The organism is Moorena sp. SIO4G3 (genome assembly GCF_010692305.1).
Classification (GTDB): Bacteria; Cyanobacteriota; Cyanobacteriia; order Cyanobacteriales; family Coleofasciculaceae; genus Moorena; species Moorena producens_A.
Map to the genome: position 1 here is coordinate 1 of NZ_JAAHIG010000142.1, position 20,150 is coordinate 20,150.

24 protein-coding genes are annotated in these 20,150 nt (G+C 42.9%); 11 read left to right on the forward strand and 13 right to left on the reverse strand.

The genetic code is table 11. The features are described 5' to 3' along the window. Positions 1 to 336 precede the first annotated feature (336 nt). Positions 337 to 2,121, forward strand: coding sequence for an iron uptake porin (locus F6J99_RS23020; RefSeq protein WP_293115653.1), 1,785 nt, complete (start codon positions 337 to 339; stop codon positions 2,119 to 2,121). Positions 2,122 to 2,312: 191 nt separating this feature from the next. On the opposite strand, the gene F6J99_RS23025 is transcribed toward F6J99_RS23020, so the two are convergent. From F6J99_RS23025 to F6J99_RS23055, 7 genes are all read right to left on the reverse strand, one after another. Beyond that, positions 2,313 to 2,795 (reverse strand): hypothetical protein, encoded by a 483-nt coding sequence (locus tag F6J99_RS23025; protein ID WP_293115655.1) that lies wholly within the window; start codon positions 2,793 to 2,795, stop codon positions 2,313 to 2,315. A gap of 318 nt (positions 2,796 to 3,113) precedes the next feature. Next, on the reverse strand, positions 3,114 to 3,338 hold the full coding sequence (locus tag F6J99_RS23030; RefSeq protein WP_293115657.1) for a hypothetical protein: 225 nt from the start codon (positions 3,336 to 3,338) through the stop codon (positions 3,114 to 3,116). 448 nt (positions 3,339 to 3,786) lie between these two features. After that, the gene (locus tag F6J99_RS23035; protein ID WP_293115659.1) at positions 3,787 to 4,434 is read right to left on the reverse strand and encodes a formyltransferase family protein; all 648 of its coding nucleotides are present in this window, start codon (positions 4,432 to 4,434) and stop codon (positions 3,787 to 3,789) included. 164 nt (positions 4,435 to 4,598) lie between these two features. Beyond that, positions 4,599 to 4,997, reverse strand: a complete 399-nt coding sequence (locus tag F6J99_RS23040) for an ectoine synthase (protein WP_365973958.1) — start codon at positions 4,995 to 4,997, stop codon at positions 4,599 to 4,601. Positions 4,998 to 5,020: 23 nt separating this feature from the next. Continuing rightward, on the reverse strand, positions 5,021 to 6,280 hold the full coding sequence (gene ectB / locus F6J99_RS23045) for a diaminobutyrate--2-oxoglutarate transaminase (protein WP_293115663.1): 1,260 nt from the start codon (positions 6,278 to 6,280) through the stop codon (positions 5,021 to 5,023). A gap of 137 nt (positions 6,281 to 6,417) precedes the next feature. Continuing rightward, on the reverse strand, positions 6,418 to 7,230 hold the full coding sequence (locus F6J99_RS23050; protein ID WP_293115665.1) for a hypothetical protein: 813 nt from the start codon (positions 7,228 to 7,230) through the stop codon (positions 6,418 to 6,420). A 34-nt stretch (positions 7,231 to 7,264) separates the two neighbouring features. Further along, positions 7,265 to 8,149 carry a methyltransferase domain-containing protein gene (locus F6J99_RS23055; protein WP_293115667.1) on the reverse strand — a complete coding sequence of 295 codons (885 nt, stop codon included), beginning with the start codon at positions 8,147 to 8,149 and terminating at the stop codon, positions 7,265 to 7,267. A 41-nt stretch (positions 8,150 to 8,190) separates the two neighbouring features. Between F6J99_RS23055 and F6J99_RS23060 the strand changes: the two genes are divergently transcribed. From F6J99_RS23060 to F6J99_RS23070, 3 genes are all read left to right on the forward strand, one after another. Further along, positions 8,191 to 8,373 carry a hypothetical protein gene (locus F6J99_RS23060; RefSeq protein ID WP_293115668.1) on the forward strand — a complete coding sequence of 61 codons (183 nt, stop codon included), beginning with the start codon at positions 8,191 to 8,193 and terminating at the stop codon, positions 8,371 to 8,373. Between the two features lie 139 nt (positions 8,374 to 8,512). Further along, a complete protein-coding gene (locus tag F6J99_RS23065) occupies positions 8,513 to 9,469 on the forward strand; it encodes a ribonuclease Z (RefSeq protein ID WP_293115669.1) in 957 nt (318 codons plus the stop codon). 197 nt (positions 9,470 to 9,666) lie between these two features. Continuing rightward, positions 9,667 to 11,037 (forward strand): transposase, encoded by a 1,371-nt coding sequence (locus tag F6J99_RS23070; RefSeq protein ID WP_293115671.1) that lies wholly within the window; start codon positions 9,667 to 9,669, stop codon positions 11,035 to 11,037. 122 nt (positions 11,038 to 11,159) lie between these two features. Here the strand turns inward: F6J99_RS23070 and F6J99_RS23075 are convergent, their stop codons facing one another. After that, positions 11,160 to 13,424 (reverse strand): bifunctional (p)ppGpp synthetase/guanosine-3',5'-bis(diphosphate) 3'-pyrophosphohydrolase, encoded by a 2,265-nt coding sequence (locus F6J99_RS23075; RefSeq protein ID WP_293115673.1) that lies wholly within the window; start codon positions 13,422 to 13,424, stop codon positions 11,160 to 11,162. Positions 13,425 to 13,521: 97 nt separating this feature from the next. On the opposite strand from F6J99_RS23075, the gene F6J99_RS23080 reads away from it, so the two are divergent. The 3 genes from F6J99_RS23080 (at position 13,522) to F6J99_RS23090 (ending at position 14,477) form a co-directional block, all read left to right on the forward strand. Next, positions 13,522 to 13,650: a hypothetical protein gene (locus F6J99_RS23080; RefSeq protein ID WP_293115675.1), complete on the forward strand. Its 129-nt coding sequence runs from the start codon at positions 13,522 to 13,524 to the stop codon at positions 13,648 to 13,650. 92 nt (positions 13,651 to 13,742) lie between these two features. Then, positions 13,743 to 14,117: a heterocyst frequency control protein PatD gene (patD, locus tag F6J99_RS23085; protein ID WP_070394628.1), complete on the forward strand. Its 375-nt coding sequence runs from the start codon at positions 13,743 to 13,745 to the stop codon at positions 14,115 to 14,117. A 234-nt stretch (positions 14,118 to 14,351) separates the two neighbouring features. Then, positions 14,352 to 14,477 carry a hypothetical protein gene (locus F6J99_RS23090; protein WP_293115677.1) on the forward strand — a complete coding sequence of 42 codons (126 nt, stop codon included), beginning with the start codon at positions 14,352 to 14,354 and terminating at the stop codon, positions 14,475 to 14,477. A gap of 709 nt (positions 14,478 to 15,186) precedes the next feature. Here the strand turns inward: F6J99_RS23090 and F6J99_RS23095 are convergent. Further along, a complete protein-coding gene (locus F6J99_RS23095) occupies positions 15,187 to 15,912 on the reverse strand; it encodes a pirin family protein (protein ID WP_293115679.1) in 726 nt (241 codons plus the stop codon). A 188-nt stretch (positions 15,913 to 16,100) separates the two neighbouring features. On the opposite strand from F6J99_RS23095, the gene F6J99_RS23100 reads away from it, so the two are divergent. After that, positions 16,101 to 16,259: a hypothetical protein gene (locus F6J99_RS23100; protein ID WP_293115681.1), complete on the forward strand. Its 159-nt coding sequence runs from the start codon at positions 16,101 to 16,103 to the stop codon at positions 16,257 to 16,259. Positions 16,260 to 16,317: 58 nt separating this feature from the next. Here the strand turns inward: F6J99_RS23100 and F6J99_RS23105 are convergent, their stop codons facing one another. Both F6J99_RS23105 and F6J99_RS23110 read right to left on the reverse strand, forming a co-directional pair. Then, on the reverse strand, positions 16,318 to 16,719 hold the full coding sequence (locus tag F6J99_RS23105; RefSeq protein ID WP_365973963.1) for a nitroreductase family protein: 402 nt from the start codon (positions 16,717 to 16,719) through the stop codon (positions 16,318 to 16,320). Between the two features lie 66 nt (positions 16,720 to 16,785). Beyond that, positions 16,786 to 17,106, reverse strand: a complete 321-nt coding sequence (locus F6J99_RS23110) for a nitroreductase family protein (protein ID WP_293115683.1) — start codon at positions 17,104 to 17,106, stop codon at positions 16,786 to 16,788. 573 nt (positions 17,107 to 17,679) lie between these two features. On the opposite strand from F6J99_RS23110, the gene F6J99_RS23115 reads away from it, so the two are divergent. Further along, positions 17,680 to 18,585: a LysR substrate-binding domain-containing protein gene (locus tag F6J99_RS23115; protein WP_293115685.1), complete on the forward strand. Its 906-nt coding sequence runs from the start codon at positions 17,680 to 17,682 to the stop codon at positions 18,583 to 18,585. A 227-nt stretch (positions 18,586 to 18,812) separates the two neighbouring features. Continuing rightward, a complete protein-coding gene (locus F6J99_RS23120) occupies positions 18,813 to 18,944 on the forward strand; it encodes a hypothetical protein (protein WP_293115687.1) in 132 nt (43 codons plus the stop codon). On the opposite strand, the gene F6J99_RS23125 is transcribed toward F6J99_RS23120, so the two are convergent. Next, a complete protein-coding gene (locus F6J99_RS23125; protein WP_293115689.1) occupies positions 18,941 to 19,636 on the reverse strand; it encodes a redoxin domain-containing protein in 696 nt (231 codons plus the stop codon). The two genes, F6J99_RS23120 and F6J99_RS23125, sit on opposite strands and share 4 nt — an antisense overlap. A 193-nt stretch (positions 19,637 to 19,829) precedes the next feature. On the opposite strand from F6J99_RS23125, the gene F6J99_RS23130 reads away from it, so the two are divergent. Further along, positions 19,830 to 19,970: a hypothetical protein gene (locus tag F6J99_RS23130; RefSeq protein ID WP_293115691.1), complete on the forward strand. Its 141-nt coding sequence runs from the start codon at positions 19,830 to 19,832 to the stop codon at positions 19,968 to 19,970. Here the strand turns inward: F6J99_RS23130 and F6J99_RS23135 are convergent. Then, on the reverse strand, positions 19,946 to 20,150 hold a 205-nt coding region (locus F6J99_RS23135; protein WP_293115693.1), incomplete at its 5' end, for a hypothetical protein. The genes F6J99_RS23130 and F6J99_RS23135 overlap by 25 nt on opposite strands.

Below are 20,150 nucleotides of genomic sequence, written 5' to 3' on the forward strand. Positions count from 1 at the left end.
TTGTTCTAACGTCTCTCTATGTGGTCCACAGCGCGACGGGCACACCTGTGCGCCAACTCACGTTGACTGGAGTTCCGCGTTGGGCCTTCCCGGTATAAGCCAGATCAAATACGTTTGAGTGTACAAACAGCGGATGCATATCTAACTCCTCTCCCCCCACACTTTCTGCTTAACCCTAATCTAAGAAAACTACCCCTATTACCATCATCCTACTGGGCAAATTGCTAAGATTTGCGCGATCATACAATCAGGTGCGACCCAAGGGCGGGAGCAATCCCTCGCGCCCTAGGAGGCGCGCACCTTAGTTTCGGTGTGAGTAGTCAACTATCGTTCCCAATGCCCAAACTGACTTGGAGCTTGCCCCATGTAACTCCAGCTGCGATCGCTGCAGCGTTTCTACTAACTCCCCATGGTCTAGCCAATGAATCTCAACCAAAGTCAACAACCGCCCAGGAATTATCCGTAGCAGTAGAGTTACTTCCCCCCATCTCTGTGGGAGTGATGGAGCAGGTGACACCTGTTTCCCAGTTGTTCCCAGGATCACCAATAACGGAATTACCAACAAGTACACAAGAGTTTGAGAATGAACTAACTCCCAATATCGAACCCAATATCGAACAGACAGATGATCCGATGGCTCAGGTCACATCAGTATCCCAGTTATCGGATGTCCAGCCTACAGATTGGGCATTCCAAGCCTTACAATCCATCGTAGAGCGCTACGGTTGTATGGCAGGATATCCTGATGGTAGCTATCGTGGCAATCGTGCCCTCAACCGTTATGAATTTGCTGCTGCTCTCAATGCCTGTTTCGATCAGCTCAGTAAGCTGATTGTTGGTCCCGATTTGTCATCTTCCTACTTTAAAGAAGATCTAGAAGCAATCAAGCGTTTGCAAGGAGAGTTTACCCTGGAACTAGCTCGACTCCGTGGTAACCTGGATGCTGTAACCGCTCGTACTGCTGAAGTGGAAATTACTGAGTTTTCCACCACTACTAAGCTCAATGGCGAAGTAGACTTTATCCTAATTGACTACTTCACTGATAACAAAGCTGCCCCTTGTTGCAGTAGCCCTACTCAAGACGATAGTCTTACCACTACATTCACAGGTCTTGCCCTATTATCCTTTGATACCAGTTTCACCGGTAAAGACCTGTTACGCACTAGAATCGATACCACCGATGTGCCTGAATTTAATAATCCCCTTGATGGCACAGACATGACTCTCTATGACTTTGAGACAAATACTGACAACGAGTTTGTCATAACCGAACTATATTATCGATTCCCGATTAGCGATCGCATTCAAGCTCATATTGCAGCAGCCGGTCTGTCAGCCGATGAGATTACAGACCCGCTCAATCCGGTCTCAGCCCTCTCCCGTTTTGGAGTACATAACCCCCTTTATCGCCTAGCTGAAGGTGGTGGCGCTGCTATTCGTTATCAATTTAATGACTCAATTAGAATCAGTGTAGCTTATTTAGGTAGTGCCGCTAGTATCTCTAATCCCACCGAAGGTAATGGACTATTTAATGGTCAATTTGGTGCTTTCACTCAGCTAACCTTGACACCAAATCAGCGCTTAGGGATTGGATTGAATTATGTCCATTACTATTCTCCTGAACCAAACTCAGGGATTGATGTCACTGGCAGTACTGGCAGTCAATTTTCCCAAGCACCCTTTGGTGATCAAACCGCTACCTCCGCTAATGGGTTTGGCTTACAAGGGAGATATCGACTTAGTCCTGGTTTTGCCCTTGGGGGTTGGCTCAGTTATATCAATGCCAACGCTGAATCCTCTCCTCGCCAAAGTGGTTTGGATGGCTCAAAGGGGGCTAAAGCTGATATCTGGACTTGGGCGATAACTATGGCATTTCCCGATTTAGGCAAAGAAGGCAATGAATTAGGTTTCGTGTTTGGAATGCCCCCTAGACTAGCTGAAAATGATATTAACAGTCGTCAAGATTCGGATGTATCTTATCACTTAGAGACCTTTTATCGCTACCAAATTAATGACAATATATCCATCACTCCCGGTCTATTTGTAATTATATCTCCAGAACACAACAGTAACAACAATAGTATTGTAGTACCAATGCTAAAAACTAAATTTCTTTTTTGATTTGTTGGTTGATTAGTTTCTTAACTTCTTAAGTTGTTGTGCATTTAGACTGTATATTATTGAAATTAATTAAAAAAGTGGTGCGTTACGGGGTGGGCTATTTCAACCAGGCGCTCAGAGGCCGAAAATCACGGTTAGCCCACCCCTAACGCACCCTACGCGATAGAATCCTATTCCCTACTCCCGATTCCCTACTCCCGATTCCCGATTCCCGATTCCCGATTCCCGATTCCCTTTGTTATAGGCTGCCACAACTGTGGTAACCATGGCGCAACCAGAACCGGAAAAACGTCTTCTTGGGACTCAGGTAAAGGCTGACCGTTCATCAGGGCACCCAGTATCTTCTCAGGGGGGGCACTAAATTCTACAATTGAAATTGGCAGTTGACTTTGAATCAGTTCAGATAGAGGTTTACCTGCTATATCTGACATCTGCTTGGAAGATAACGGAGCAGCTTGTGCAGCCATTAACAGTGCTCTTTCAAACTTGGCCACTGCTTCGAGATCGGGAATCTTCAGGGAAACACAGATCACAAATTCAAGGAATCCTAACGCTTCTGGCACCAAGAACAGGGAAGGACAGGGGGTGCATTCTAAATAAGTGTTAACAAGCTCTATACCCTGGTCAGGCTTAAGTAGCGCTAGGGTCATCCGTGCCATTGATTTCACACGCATCTCACGCCACCATCGCTGAATCTGGCAGGTAACATCAAAACCAGGGGCTAGCCACTGTTGACGATTTTCTCCAAATATCTTGCAGTATCTACAAAAATATGTTATCCTTTGATTAGGAATCTAGTGTCATTGAAAACATTCTGTAACTTGAATTGAAGCCGAAAACCAAAGCTTTAATGATAGTGGTTGCGTTTTCTATTAAACACAGATAATAGCGCCAAGAGCGGAACAATTCCTATCTTGGCCTTGGGAGATACCCCCTGGCTGCGAGAGCAGCTTGCATTAGTGGGCTAAAATCTGCAAAGTAGATTTTGGTAGCTAAAAAGTATCGGAATCTATCAATTGCTCAAGCCAAGTTCGTTCCTCAGGGGTCAACTTGAGGCTGTCTAGCCACCCTAGGGACTCTGAGGATAAACATTTTGCAGATGCTCGCGCTGCAATTAGCTTCCCGAGTGCTGTTTGGAGATCACTTAATGGCATAGGTCTAATAGCAAAGGGAATAGGGAATAGCGATGCAGGGCCGCCAAAGGGGGTTCCCCCCAAGACCGCGCTGCATCAAGACAGTGCCTCAAAAAACTGTTTTTCAAAAAGTCCTTACTGTTACCAATAGACTGTTACCAATAGAAAGAGACTTTTTATCCGGTGTTGAAGTTGGAGCAAAACCTTTCACCATAATGCCATGCCAAGTTCGGAAATTATCGGGATTTGGATTCCTTTAGATTAGACCATACTTTGAGGAAAATTTAAGATGCGTTTACCCTGAGGGTTTGCTTAGCATATTTTTGCTTATTTTTCAATCTGATTTAGATGGGTTTGCCCTGGTCTTTGATCGTCTTTTTACTCAGTATACAACAGTTTGCAGACACGCCCTAGTTTAGTCATATGATTGGTCGGCAAGAGCCGAAAATTTTTCTTATTGTTTAAAATTATTCACTTTTAACCTCAAAATCTGGTCATAAAATAAATTTGTGAGAAATGCAGGTAATGCTTCCTAAACTGACACTAGATGCAAATATGTTCCCTTCTCCAGCTTCTCAACTGCTAATGCTTTTATTGCTGGAGATGCTAATCGAAATGTCCTGACTTCAGAAGTCTCTCTAGCTAGTTCTGATTGATTTATACTCTTCACTAAACCACTGGAAATCTGTTTCAAGGAATCTACAAGCAACTCACCACATAGACTATTAATTTCTACCAAAAGATCTGGAAAATATTTTTCTCTCTCTAGAAATATTTTTTGACGCTTGATGATTGGGCCAGTATCTACACCTGTATCTATAAAATGAACTGTACACCCCAAAGGTAAATCATAGATAATTGACCAAATATATGGATTATTACCTTTAACATCTGGTAAATATCCAGGATGAACATTAATAATTCCATCTTTGGGTATATTAAGAATACCTTGCTTTAGAATTCTGGTATCTCCTAGGACAATAAGATCCGGATTAATGTCCTGAAGGAGTTTTATGCATTCTTGATGATTGTGATCAGCAACCTTAAAACAGGGAACACTAAGTTCAGAAAGTATTTGCTTCAAAGATAAAGGTAAAGGAACACCCAAGGAGCTCTGTTTTAAATCAGTAGTTAATTTTTCTCTCCCTATGGTAGCTGTAGATGATACTTCTTCAATCACTGCTAATGGGACATAGCCTTCCTTGATAATGCAATCCAACATGTAATTGCCTCTAGGGTGTTCCTGGAGATTTAGGTAAACAAAGTTTAGCACCATAACACTACATTCACTTTAAGAGTTTTTCAAATTCCTTGTTCGCAGGTCTAATTTGATAGGTTATTATTTCAGCATTGAATCTCCTCAGCCTCCAGTGGATAAGATCCACTTGTGTCGTGAACTTCCTTTCCATGAAGAGGGGGATTAAAAACACATAGTATCTGCATTTCTACCTTTGATCGCAAAATATGCTTGTCATGTTTGTTTAAAGCATAAAGAGTACCAGGATAGATAGGATAGATTTTGTTATCATCTAAGGTTTCTATTTCTCCCTCTCCACTTATACAATAAACAGCCTCTAAGTGATTTTTATACCAAATTAGGGTCTCTGTATTTGCATAGATAGTAGTGATATGAAGAGAAAAACCCATGCCATCAGATCTTAAAAGCAACCGAATACTTTCCCACGTTTTACTCTGAACTCTACGTTCACTTTTTACTGCCTCTTCTAGGTTTCTCACAATCATGTTAAGCCTTCTTAAATAGTAAGTTAATATGCCAAAGCAGACTCAATAATATTTAAGCCTTGTCTTAGCTGGGATTCGGAAATAGTTAAAGCTGGCAAGAGTTTCAGCACTTGATCATTTCTGCCACAAGTTTCTAAGATTAGCCGATTTTTGAAGCAAGCTTGACGCAATTTCATGGCTAACTTTGGATCAGATTTTGACTCCAAGCCAAATACTAAGCCTCGACCTCTAATTTCCAACTCTGCTTCTGGATAACTCTTTACAAGCCTGAGAAGCTCTTTCCTTACCAAAACTGATTTCTGCTGAATTTCATGAGAGAACTCATCAGTTTTCCAGTAAATATTTAATGCTTGTGTTCCAGCAAAAAATGCTAGATTATGCCCTCTAAAAGTACCATTATGTTGACCTGGATTCCACTGATCGAGTTCAGGTTTAATCAGAACCAAGGCCATAGGTAAGCCATAGGCTCCAACAGCTTTTGAAAGCAGAACAATATCAGGTACTATTTTGGCTTTTTCAAAGCTAAAAAACTCTCCTGTACGACCACATCCCATCTGAATGTCATCAATAATTAGAATAATCCCAAATTCTTCGCAGATAGCTTGGAGCCCTTGTAGCCATTCTGAGCTTGCCACATTAACCCCTCCCTCGCCTTGGATAGTCTCAACAATCATAGCTGCAGGTATGTCCATCTTACTGGAGTTGTCTTCCAGAAATTTTCGAATTAACTTAAGTGAAGTTGAAGCTTCATCCGTGCAATTACAATAAGGCATAAAAGCTGTATTAGCAGTTAATACAGAAGGGATGTTGTTCCTATAATAAGGATTACTCGTGACAGATAGCGAAGCGAGAGTCATTCCATGAAATGCATTGGTGAAGGAAATTATACTCTTACGCTGTTTGACAATCCGAGCTAACTTTAAGCTGGCCTCAACAGCATTTGTGCCAGTAGGTCCGCAAAACTGAAGTTTATAGTTAAGACCTCTAGGCTTCAGGATCAATCTATCAAATGCCTCTATAAAATCTCGTTTTGTTACTGAGGCCATATCAAGCCCATGTACCAAACCATCTGATTCCAAGTACTGAATTAAGCTCTTCTTGATTTGAGGATTATTATGTCCATAGTTTAGAGTGCCTGCACCCGATAAAAAATCAAGGTACTTATGATTACTCTCGTCAAGAAGTATAGAACCATAGGCCTTCTTGACAACAAGTGGGAAAGTACGGATATAACTCCTAACATTTGACTCTAGTAAATCAAATATTTCCAGTGTTTTAGGCATAGTAAAAAATCAATTCTTCACGCTAAATGTCACTCACTTTTATCTATGTGCTGATTATTCTGGGCCGAAAACGCTAGTTTTTGCGAGCCGAGGGGTTTATTTTTGCAAGCCGCTACATCTAGATCTGACACTTAAGATTAGTTGGTTCTTGAATAATTACTGTCTTTTTTAATAAGGGGATGATTCTCATGAAGACAGCATTGAAATATCTCATATTGAAGAGGATAATCGAAATATTTCAGTATGGACGCTATAACAGCAAGATTACTGGAGAATACAGGCTTATGCAAAACCCGTTTCAGCATATTCAACTGATCAATGATTTCTAGATTGCTGCAACTGATGAAAATGCCATCCGAATCTGTTGTATTGTAATCCATGACAAAACGAGCTATATTTTCACTCGTCAGATTCCCGGATACATTGTCATCGGTAATCCCCAGAGAATAGTTTCCACAAATACCTATATCAAAAGATTGGATATAGTCCCTCAATTTTTCACAAATCGATGGAGGGTATGGAGCATAGGTAGCCACCTTTGTCATATTTGTCTCTTTCAACAATTCTATGACTGCAGATGCCATCGAAATGACTGGCACTCCAGTAACCAATTCAATTTTTTCTTTCATTTTCTCATCAAATGCTTTGCCCTTAATAAAGGTTCCGCTGGTACAGGCATAGACAACAAGATCCGGTTTCATATCGGCGATAAGCCTAGCACAGTCAAGAGCAGATTCGCTCATTTTTTCAAGCCCTTCTTCCGTTACGGAATCTAAAGGCATTCGCGTGAAATGCAGGCTGATGGAATCGGGCAAATATTTATAAAATTCCTTTTCTATTGTAACGTCTGTAGAAGGCAATGTAACGCCAACTCTCCGCATTTTAGAAGGTATTGGTTCAATATATTTACTGGGATCGACGCTGGTTACATTAGATTTGTTTGACATCATTTAAGACAAAATTAACTCTCAAATAAACTATGAGTCAAGATTTCAACGCCATTACGGTAACAAATGACATGAAATCATTCACGTTCGATTGAGACAAAAATCCTTTCAATCTTGTCATATATTGCTCGAGCTCTACTTTAGGTAAAGTATCATGAATCATCTTCGGCATAGAGCCATCATCCAATGGTTGAACCCGTTCTTGAATAATATTTGGATTCTCAAAACCTGCATTTCTTAATTTCTGCAAAGTATCGATTGGTTCAATAGCATTATTATTTACGAGAGTCACATAAATTCTCATAATTCTGCTTCCTAACGATCCGTCATTAGAGGGCTTAATACCTCTGTCTATTGCTTCCTGAATGCAACGGAATAATTTCTGAGGTAATGGCCTTTTTTCTTTACTTGCAACTTCAGAAAAAATAAAAGCTCCTCCTGGTTTTAGGATACGAAATACTTCAGGAAATACTCGTTCCTGGTCCACGAGACATATACAGCAATTACTAATCACATAATCAAAGTAATTATCTTCAAATGGATATTTTCCTTCACTTACATCTAGGTTTAAAAATTCAGCTACGCCCTCTTTCAGTTGTTTGCAGTCTGCTGCACATGACTGAGCTCGATCAATCATCTCAGGAAGAAAATCGAGACCGATCACTTTGCCAAAAGGCATTACCTCCAATCCTGCAAGAATAACGTCCGTGCCGACACCACACCCCAAATCCAACAATTTCTTACCAGGTTTCAAGTTACAGAACTCAAGAGGATTGCCACATGAGATACCGATGATTGCAGTCGGTGGTAACATTTCCAGTTGTTTTTCTGTATAACCGATTTGCAACATACTGCTTCTCTTGTTCTGAAGGGAGTCACTTTTGGCTAAATCTCGGTATTCTGATTTAATATATTCTGACAATTTCAGGTTTCCTATTTGACAGTGTGTACGAAACGATGATCATGATTGCCTCTACCCAGGTGTATCATCCAATCAGGGCAAACGATCTAATCGCTATTGTGACTAAAGAGCAAGTTAGCGATCGCATGGTGAATTATAGCATAATCTTGGTCATTTGTCAAGAAAAATTCGATGCGTTTGCCCTGCCTAATGTCACGTTATATAGCGTTGATAATACTAATTAGGTAAACAGGATTTTTTCCCTGTTCCGGTGATCCGCTGTTCCCTAAAATCCAGAACTTTGTATCTCAGCTAATTGAGCACTCAGCATGATCAGACTCAGGCTGTGTACTATATATAGAGGAAGATTCAAAAACAGGCTGCGTGGAAATTACATTTTTAGGAACTAGCTCCGGAGTCCCAACGCGATCGCGCAATGTGTCCAGTGTAGCGCTGCGCTTACCTCAGCGTGCAGAAGTCTGGCTGTTTGACTGTGGCGAAGGTACTCAGCATCAACTTTTGCGGAGTGACCTGAAAACCAGCCAGATCCGACGAATGTTCATTACCCACCTCCACGGCGACCATATTTTTGGACTCCCAGGTCTGTTGGCAAGCTGTGGCTTAGCGGGAAACATCGACAGGGTTGATATTTATGGACCACCGGGTTTAGATAGTTATCTCCAAGCTTGCCTAAAATACTCTCGCACCCATTTGGCATTCCCCTTCAAGGTTCACACGATAAAACCTGGTTTACTCTACGAAGACCAGGAATTTACCGTTAGCTGTCTACCCCTGGAGCATCGTGTACCAGCCTTTGGCTATCGAGTGTGTGAAAAAGACCGACCGGGCAGGTTTAATGTAGAAAAAGCGATCGCATTAGGAATTCCCTCTGGTCCGCTTTACGGTAAACTCAAACGGGGAGAAACGATTACCCTACCTAATGGCCGTGAGATTAAGGGCATTGAATTGTGTGGAGCACCCGAAACTGGTCGTAAAGTGGTTTATTGTACCGATACTATCTTCTGTGAGCAGGCCATTGAACTGGCAAAAGATGGGGATGTGTTGATTCACGAAGCTACTTTTGCCCATCAAGACGCTCAGATGGCTATTGAGCGCTTACATTCTACGTCTACCATGGCAGCTCAAGTTGCCCTTGGTGCAGGAGTAAAACAGCTAATTATGACCCATTTCAGTCCTCGTTATGCTCCAGGAAACCCCCTGAGGTTAGATGATTTGCTTCAAGAAGCACGGGCAATTTTCCCAAATACCATCTTAGCCCATGATTTCTTCACCTATGAAGTGCCTAGACGACGTTCAGAAGAAAAAGAAGTGGTTTGTTGAACAAAAATGCTCCTTAACCCCCACCTCGTTCAGGTGGGGGTTAAGGAGCATACAGCTGTTAGTTGCTAAAGGCTGGAACACCAATCATTCGTTCGCGAAGCGGAGGCCGTAGGCCACGCTACGCGAACGGCTTTTCCGAATTGCCGTCTTATCTTTTGTAGGCTAAAATATTAACTATAAACCAGTTTGTTAGACCAGTGAAAACGCCGACTAAAGTCATACGAACCGACAAGTGGCAACTTAATCCAACCCCAGATAATAAAATGCTTTTAGGGGAGACGGTTAAGGTGTATCGCCGTGCTTGTCGGTATTTGGTTGGCATAATTTATACTCACTGGTCTGAATTGGGAGAGTTGACAGCAGATCAACTAACTCCAGCTGTCGAAAAGTTAATGCATCAGACAGCTAAACGTCCCAACGTAAAATATCCTCAGTTCAACAAAACTTTCTACAAATTCCCCAGTTATCTACGACGTGCTGCGATTGCTTTTTCCGCTGGCCAAGTCAGTAGTTTTGTTACTCGTTACCGGGAGTGGCAATCGGGAAACAGAAAAAGAAAGGACGCGCTTGCTCCAAGGCTAAATGCAGACACTGGTTGTTATCCCTCTCTATACAAGGGGCAATGCTATAAACTACATGGCTATGACCAGGTCGAAATCAAGGTTTTCAATGGCTCTGATTGGCTTTGGACTACCATTCAAATCACTGGATTAAGAGAGCGTCACCTGGTGGCAAATAACAAAATGATGTCCCCTTCATTAGTTTTCAATGAAAGGGTTTGCCATTTATCTGTTCCATTCACCTGTAAGCCAGAAAAAAGAAAACCAGAAGCTAACGTTACTGCGGTAGATCTGGGGATAAATACTACTGCAACAATAGCGGTTGTCACTCATAGCGGCACTGTAATCCACCGCGAATTTCTTCATCCGGGGAGAGACATAGACCGTAGGGACAAACGACTGAAATCCGTATCTATGCGGGCATCATTGACCATGGGTAAGGGTGGAAAACTTCATAAAGGATTTTGCTCTAAGACCTATCAAAAATGCCGAAGGATTAACCATCAAATCGGCCATATTGTTTCTAAGCGAATTGTGGACATTGCTAAGGAGTTCAACTCTGTTCGCGTAGCGTGGCCTACGGCCTTAGCTATTGTATTTGAGAATCTTAAGGGTTGGAAGCCAAAAGGTGGCAAGAAACGGTCTAAACTCCGGCAAAAATTTCACGGATGGCTCAAGTCTAAAATTCGCGATTTTACAGAAATGAAATGGGCGGAACTGGGAGGTAAACTAATAGAAGTTGTGGCAGCTTACACTTCAAAACTTGCCTATGATGGTTCCGGTACGGTTAAGAGAAATTCAAAAAAATACTCCCTAGCAACCTTCCCCTCAGGTAAGTACTTCAATGCAGATCTTAATGGTGCTTACAACATCGGTGCTAGAGGCGTGTTTAAACTCACTCGCAGAAATGACGGTGAGGGTCGTTCCAGCAAAAGCACTGGACGACCGCCTAGAGGCTGGGCTTGTCTATGTGACTTGTGGGTTAGGGGTAATCCTAAGTTAGCATAAGACACCACCACTTCGTTCAGGTGGTGGAAGCTTCATTCTTGACTGTTGAGTGTTACCCTTCTAACCTTCTAACCTTGGCCAAAAGGCCACGCTACGGGAACAACCTCCTAACCTTCTTACCTTCAATTACATTCCTCAACCTGAGAAACACGCCGGATATTTAACACATCGCTCATGTGTTGGATTTTGGCAAAGCTGCGGTTGAGTTGTTGGTGATTGAGAATATCAATACACAGATCAATTAGAGCTGGTCTGCCATACTGAGTTTTGACTTGAGCTTTACGGACATTAATGTTTTGGTCACTTAAGCGAGATAGAATGTCTTTGAAGACACCAACCCGGTCAATGACTTCAATTTGCACATTTACTGGGTAGGTTTGGGGACGCCCATCATCGATATCAGTGGGATTCCAGCTGACCGGTACCAGTCTTTCTCCTAAAACATTTTCCACATTCACACATCCTTGCCGATGAATGGAAATCCCCTTAGTGCGAGTGACTACCCCAATAATGGATTCTCCCGGTAAGGGGTTACAACATGCAGCCAGGCGATACAGTAGTCCTTCTACACCAGCAATAGGATGTTTCTTACTAGGAAGTTGGGATTGCAGATGAATGGAGGTAGAGCTAGAATACTCTTGGATCACTTCACTTTCTTCTGGCTCATTGTCTAAACCAGCGTGTAGTTCTTCCCGTAGTCGTTTCACTACAAAGTTGAGCGTCACTGCACCGTGACCCAGACCAGCCAGTAAATCCTCTACTTTGTGGTAGTTACAGCGCTCCGCCACAATTTGCATTGGTGCTGATTTGAGCAAGGCTTCAAATCCTTTTTTCCCAAGTTCCTTCTCTAAGAGTTCCCGACCCCGAGCCACATTTTCTTCCCGATGCGATCGCTTAAACCATTGCCGAATACGATTTCTGGCACTGGCTGTTACCACAAAGTTGAGCCAATCTAGACTAGGGTGAGCGTTTTTGGTGGTGAGAATTTCTACAATATCCCCATTCTTTAGAGGACAATCGAGTACCCGCCACTCACCATTAACTCGTACACCAGCACAATGGTTTCCCACCTCGGTATGAATCCGATAGGCGAAGTCTACGGCGGTTGCTCCCCGACTCAAAGCGACTACGTCACCATCTGGTGTAAATACATAGACATCTTCATCAAATAAGTTATCTTTGATGTTTTCCATGTATTCCTGAGCATCTTTCAGGTCTTTCTGCCATTCCAATAACTGCCGCAGCCAAGTCAGCTTTTCATCATCAGCCGTGAATTTGGTAGTATTAGAGCCACCGGTTTCCTTATACTTCCAGTGAGCAGCAATACCCCATTCCGCCACATGGTGCATTTCCAGGGTGCGAATTTGGACTTCGATCGGGCGACCATTAAACCCAATCACTCCGGTATGGAGGGATTGATAGCGATTGGGTTTGGGTAAACCAATATAATCTTTAAACCGACCTGGAATTGGTCTGAACAGATCATGAACAACGGCTAAGGCTCGGTAGCATTCCTCTTTGGTTTCCACCATCACCCGCATGGCAGCAATATCATAGATTTCATGAAACCCCTTGTTCTGGCGCTGCATTTTCTGATATATTCCATACAGGTGCTTGGGGCGACTACTAATATCAACGCAATGAACACCGGTTTTATGAATCCGCTCTCGCAAAAGTTCTGAGACTTCCTTCAGGCGCTGTTCCCGGTCTGAGCGTCTTTCTGATACCAATGACTGAATTTCCCGATAAGCATTTGTTTCGAGATACTTAAAGGCTAAATCTTCTAGTTCCCATTTAAAGCGACCAATTCCTAACCGATTGGCTAGGGGGGCAAAGATATCTCGGGTTTCTTGGGCAATCTGAACCTGTTTTTCTGGCTTCAAGTATTCCAAGGTTCGCATATTATGTAATCGATCTGCCAGTTTGACAACGATTACCCTGATATCTGCTGCCATGGCGAGGAACATCCGGCGGAAGTTCTCCGCTTGACGCTCAGTTTTACTGGAGAAGTTGAATTTAGATAGTTTGGTTACCCCTTCTACTAAATTTCGTACCTCCACTCCGAACCGGGATTCTATTTCTTCTGGAGTAATTTCCGTATCTTCAACTACATCATGGAGGAATCCAGCCGCTATCATAGTAGAGTTGCCTCCCAAATCCCTTAATAAATCAGCCACTGCAATCGGATGGGCAATGTAAGGCTCTCCTGATTTGCGGTACTGACCTTCATGGAGTTGGTAAGCAAATTTAAATGCCTCAGCGATTAACAAAGTATGATCACCGACTGGTTCCTCTGCCGCTGATGAGGCGGCTCTTAGGGAATCTTGCAGCCAGTCAGGAATCTTAACGTTAAAATTCAAAATAGAGTAGGTGGCGATCGCGTCCATAATTATTTGCCCCTCAGAGAAAAAATAGATACCGGAGTCTAGGAAAACCGAAGTCTAGGAAAATGAGTGCTGACTCAGAAGGGTGGCAAGCCTGTCGATGCAGCCAAACCCTTCTGAGCAAGCAGTCAGTGTCAGTAAAGCTTCCTCTCACCCTCCTTTTTCGTCAAGCCAGAATGCTGTCCGGATGCTCAAGTTCAAAGAGATGGAAGCTTACTCCAATATTTAAGAGGCAGAGCCAAATTGTTGGTTTGGTAACTACCCTGTCTTTAAAAAGAAAAAATTCTTTACATTTATAATTTTACGCTAACTGGGCTCACAATGTTATCTCAATCACATGATCAAGCATTACGGGAATTCCAACAAGCCCTAGAACAAATGTACTGTCAAGTTGACCCTGATGATGTGGCCCGATCAGCACTTCAGGAGCAGTTTCAAGCACTAAAGGGGCTGTTTATCACTCAGATCGCTAGTATTAGTGCCTCAGACATACCTCTGGATTATGTCTCTCGATGGCAGTCCCTAAAAACCGAAATTTACAAACAGATCCGATTATTGGAAAATGACCTGATGCTTCTGCAGGCATCCCGGAGTGCTGAGACAGCCAAATTAAGGCAGAAAGGAGTATGCGATCGCATACAGACCCTGATTCAGTACTGCCAAGGGTGGTTGCAACAATCTCAGGAACAACCATAATACTCCTACCGTAAGCTATCAGCTATAGCGCGTGTCGCGTATCAGCGATTTTGGGCTACAGATGGTGCTATCAGCTATAGCGCGTGTCGCGTATAGCGCGTGTCACGGATCAGCGATTTTGGGCTACAGATGGTGCTACAGATGGTGCTATCAGCCAAAGGCTGACCGCTGATGGCTGACAGCTGACCCCTGACCGCTGAATGCTTAGAAATTTATATAGCGTTTCTAGTACTCATGAGGTACACATTTGTTTTGACCTCTTCCCTCTTCCCTCTTCCCTCTTCCCATATCCGCTGCTCCCTGCTCCCTGCTCCCTGCTCCCTGCTCCCTAAAAACCAGAAATTTGTACCTCACAAGTAGTAGAATGGCTATACAAAAGTTAAACCTGGCATTAAATGTTGATAAACCCGATCGCATACATCGGATAGAGACACTGATAAATAACAGGGAATGCACAGACAAAACAGCTGTATACTCCCTAATTTATACAACCACGAAGTGTCGAATCAGTTAAGTCAATTTTCTGAAAAATAAACTGCTTTTTCGATTAATGGCAACCGCTACTGTTAATGGAGTTTTGTGTTCTGCAAATCAAGCATCTGCAAGCACAAATGGATCTGATATATCTGAGCAATAATATAATCAACAGTATAGCAATTCAGGGAATGATATACCACAAATAACCTATTATAGCGTTTCTAGGACTCATGAGGTACACATTATTTTTTCCCTCTTCCCTCTTCCCTTCCCCTCCTGGGAGGGGTTAGGGGTGGGTTCCTCTTCCCTCTTCCGAAGTCCCTGCTCCCTGCTCCCTGCTCCCTGTTCCCTAAAAACCAGAAATTTGTACCTCACAAGTCGTAGAATTGCTATATCAGTGGTAATAATTTAACGATTTCGTAAATGATGAAAGGTTAATGATAAATCAACAGGATGTAAGCATTCAGCATATGCGCTACACCCATTAGCTGACGGCTGTTCGGGCAGCGTGCCCCTAGCCCATATGCTTACCGAAATTTGAGCCAATAGAAAACGGGTAACTTCAGATTTAGAGATGCTAAAATCTCTGGATTCAAGCCAAATCAAACAGCAATACCTCTGCTTGATCTTGACCCACTAACATCACAGATTCTGCTTGAGAAATAGCAGCACCATCACCAGCTTGTAGCAAGTAATTATCTAACTTGACCTGACCTCGTGCTACTTGTACCCAAATATGACGATCTTGATTAGCATGGGTTACTACTGATGCACCAGCATCCAGATTCGTGGCATAGAGATTAACATCTTGATGAATGCTCACAGAACCATCCCGTCCATCCTCTGAAGCAACTAGTCTTAATTGATTCTGCTTTTCTTCTGGTGCATAAAATTTCTGCTCGTAGCTTGGTCTTAATCCGGTTTGATTCGGTAAAATCCAGATTTGCAGAAAATGGGCGATGTCAGTGCCTGAATAATTATACTCGCTGTGGGCAATACCTTTTCCTGCACTCATCCGTTGCACTTCACCAGGACGAATAACTGTTGTATTACCAAGGGTATCTTTGTGCTCAAGGGCTCCTTCTAGAACATAGGAAATAATTTCCATATCTCTATGGGAGTGAGTTCCAAATCCAGTTCCACCTTCAATCCGGTCTTGATTAATTACCCGCAGTTGGCGAAATCCCATATGAGCGGGATCGTAATAGTTAGCAAAGGAAAAGGTGTGGTAAGAATCGAGCCAACCGTAATGAGCATGTCCTCTTTCAGAGGATTTACGAATTTTGATTATTTTTTGATTGTTTGTGGTTACAGTCATTGGGTTTGCATCCAAATGTTGTGATTAGTTATTGGTAAATTAGTATTCATTGAAATTTCATGGTTATGACAGTTAGGGAGTAGGGAGTAGGGAGTAGGGAGTAGGGAGTAGGGAGTAGGGAGTAGGGAGTAGGGGTAACAAATTTGAATCTACTTGATAAGTATGGAAAACGCTATAATTGGTAATTAGTGATTGGTGATTACAGGATTTTTCATAACTATGAGGTAAAGAGATTATCGCTGTTCCCTGCCCTCTATTTCCTGCTCCCTGCTCCCTGCTCCCTGTTCCCTGTTCCCTGCTCCCTACTCCCTAGCAAATTGAAAACCGCTATACTAGACCTGGAATGATTCTCCAAAGCTCTCGCCATAGTACACTTGTTCGATATCAAACCGTCCACCATAGAGTTTAAAGCGATGCAGCGCGGTCTTGGGGGTTTCCCCCATGAGCGACTGCATCAAGACAGGGTTCACCGGCGTATCCCATGGGGAGTAAACAACACACATCTACTTCCGCAGGAATGTTAAATGCTTCTTTAACCTGAGCAGATACAAATCCTTCCATGGGACAGGTATCAACCCCAAAGCTTTTTGCCACAATCATTAAATGAGCAACGGCTAACATAGTGTGACGATTTGTCCAGGTTTCGGGGGATTGAAAGGAGACATGATACTCAAACATTTGAGGAAGCGATGCAGCGCGGTCTTGGGGAGGCAGCGCGGTCTTGGGGAGGCAGCGCGGTCTTGGGGGTCTCCCCCATGAGCGACTGCCGTGGTCCCCCCCATGAGCGACTGCCGTGGTTTCCCCCATGAGCGACTGCATCAAGACATTGAGCTACGCATAAAATCTGCATAAGCATCATTGACTCCACCAACATCAAAACCCAAGTTGAATCACCGATTCAATGTAATCGGTTTGAGTAACTCGGCGATCGCCACAACAAATTAATACAACTGGAGCTTCTGTTACTTGACGCTGATCAAAGGCACAGGCTCTTAACTTTTCTTTGTTAGCTTGCTCTTGTAGGACTATAAAGCGCCAGGGTTGTAAATTAAAACCAGAAGGCGATCGCACTCCTAAGCGAAAAATTTCTGTTAAGATTTCTTTGGGAATTGGATCACGACGAAATGAACGGGCAGCACGACGCTGTTCTATTGCTTCTTTTAATCCCATTGAAGGTGATAGTTCTGTGGTCATAGTTAGTTCTTTTAAGGTTGATATGTTGAAGGTTGTTCGCGTAGCGTGGCCGAAAGGCCAAGGTTGTTCGCGTAGCGTGGCCGAAAGGCCAAGGTTGAAGATTGACTGGTTGACTGGTTGATAGGTTGATAGGTTGACTGGTTGAAGGTTAATATTAGGTCAAGAGTAATCTTATTAAATAGGTAAGTTACGTAGGGTGCGTTAGGGAAGGTATAGAACTCATTTTATCCCTGATCGTAAGCGTTGGGAAAGCCCTTCCCGTAACGCACCACTTGTTATAAATATCAAGACCAAGCCAAACTTTGATAGATACTTTTGAAGAAATAAGCAATTTTTTGGTAAGCTTATTACTATAGTTATCCTCTAAGTTATAGGTTTATAAATTACCTATTAACTAGGAGATGGTATAGGATATATTACCCTCAATAATTCCATAATTTGGTAACGGAGTTTGTGATATAAACTACTTCAGATTTTTACTCCAAAGAAGCTTCTATTACTAGCTTACGTAGTAATGTTAATTTTGTCTAATATAATTTTTGGAGGGACTTGATACCTCGAAAGGTATGATTGATGCTATCTAACATTGAACTTAATCATCTTAAGACTTTTCTGGTCGTGGCGGAAGAGATGAATTTTGGGCGAGCTGCAGAGCGGCTTCATATTGCTCAACCGCCTTTGAGTCGTCAAATTAAACGCCTTGAGGAAAGCTTAGGGGTACAACTTTTTCATCGTACCAAGCCCCAGATTCAACTAACTGAAGCTGGTAGGGCGTTGGTGTTAGAGGCGCGAAGGATCCTGAAGCAGGTGGATTTGGGTGTTCAAGTTACTCAGCGAGCTAGTCGTGGGGAAATTGGCCAGATTATCTTGGGGTTTGAGGGGTTTTCTTCAGCTGATATTGTCCCGCTATCGATTCAAACTTATAAGCAGCAATACCCTGATGTACACATTGTGGCTAAGGAAATGTCAACTGGGGAACAACTTCAGGCATTGTTGGAGCAACGGATTGATTTGGGTTTTATTGTGCCTCGCAAGGTAGATGAATCACTGATGGTGGAAACGATTCTGCGAGAACCGTTGGTGTTGGCGGTATCTGAAACTCATCCCCTAGCTAGTCAAGATCAGGTGCAACTACAGCAACTCCAGGATGAACCGTTCATTCTGGGATTAAATACTGATCAATGTGGTTTATATTCGGCGGTGATTCGTGTTTGTCACCAGGCTGGCTTTACTCCTGAGGTCAGTCAAGTAACCAATGAAACCCAACTGATGTTGGGATTTGTGGCAGCGGGTATGGGAATTGCTCTATTGCCCAATTCGATCAGACGTTTTCGTCGAGATGGGGTAGTTTATCGCTCAGTACAACCTTCTACGGCAGAAATTGTCTTAGCGATCGCATGGCGTATTACTAATCCTTGTCCTACTCTTGAGCAATTTTTACAAGTTGTTAGAAATACAGCGAATATAATTGATGTGTGAATAATACTTTAGCACAGGGAACAGCGGATCTGGGAACAGGAAACAGCGGATCTGGGAATAGGGAACAGAGAATAAAAGTTCTCACAATTCCTACACGGAACCCTATTTCTTTGACAATAGTAATGACACCAAGGGCGAACAATCTTCAACATTGAACCTTTAGCTATTGTATTCAAATATAATATAGCGTTTTTCATAGCTATTAGGTACACATAATTTTTTGCCTCTTGCCTATTGCCTCTTGCCTATTGCCTCTTGCCTATTGCCTCTTGCCTGCTCCCTGCTCCCTGCTCCCTGCTCCCTGCTCCCTAACACCCAGAACAAAAGTACCTCACCGAATTGAAAACCGCTGTCTTTAACTATTATATTTAACCGAGCAACCGTAAGGCTGAGTGACTGTTGTTTCTACTGGTTTATTAGTAATAACACTATCCACAGCAGCTTGGACATAGTTGGTAGCTGTTTCTACATCCGCTGGATTAGCTGAGGGTTTATTATCAATTGCTCCCATGTATTTCAAGACTCCATCAGTATCAATAACATACATATGGGGTGTGGTGCGAGCCTGATATAGACGACCAATGGTGCCTTCGGAGTCTATAATTACTGCTGTGGGATTAGCGCTACTGCTTTTCATCAATTCATTCGCTTTTTGAGGGGTGACATGACCTTGCTTTCCTGGAGCTGAGGAGATTATTGATAACCACACTACTCCTTTGCTGGTGGCTTCTTTCTGAAGTTTCTGCATGTTACCGCTGTTGTAATGTTTGCGGACAAAGGGACATTGGTGATTCGTCCATTCTAATACTACGACTTTCCCTTTGAAATCACTGAGCTTGTGGGTGGTATGGTTGCTGTCAACTCCAGTGAATTCTGGTGCTTTTTGATCAATCTGTAATGGTGATGATGCTGCAATTGCGGTGGATGCTTGACTTGTAGTTTTGGAATCTTTGCTGAGGGGAGTAGTCTGGCATCCAGTGATAATTAAGGCTAGGGCTACTAATCCAGTGGTGGTGATTTTCTGACCGTTTAATTTGAGAAAATTGTTCATGTTTCTTGATGGCTGATTGTTGAGTGTTGATTATTACTTGTTACTTGTTACTTGTTACTGTCCATTTTTAATTTTCCATTTCTTTAAATTATAGCTAAATTTTATATAGGAATCCGTGTAGGAATTGTGATAATTTTTGATGCCATATTCCCTACGGTGCTCCTTCCCTACTCCCGTCTTGATGCAGTCGCTCATGGGGGAAACCACGGCAGTTGCTCATGGGGGGAACCCCCAAGACCGCACTGCCTCCCCAAGACCGCGCTGCATCGCTACTCCCTACTCCCTACTCCCTACTCCCTACTCCCTTTCCTATAGATTTTTGATGGCACGTTGAACTTGTTCTGGGGATAGAATCTGAGGTAGTATAATAGGCTGGGTAAATTCTGAGTCTGGTGGATACAAGACATAAAGGGGTACGCCACTGCGTCCGAAGGATTCTAGAGCTTTGGTGATGGCTGGGTCACGATTAGTCCAGTCTGCTTTGAGTAGGGCAATTTTTTTAGACTCAAAGGCA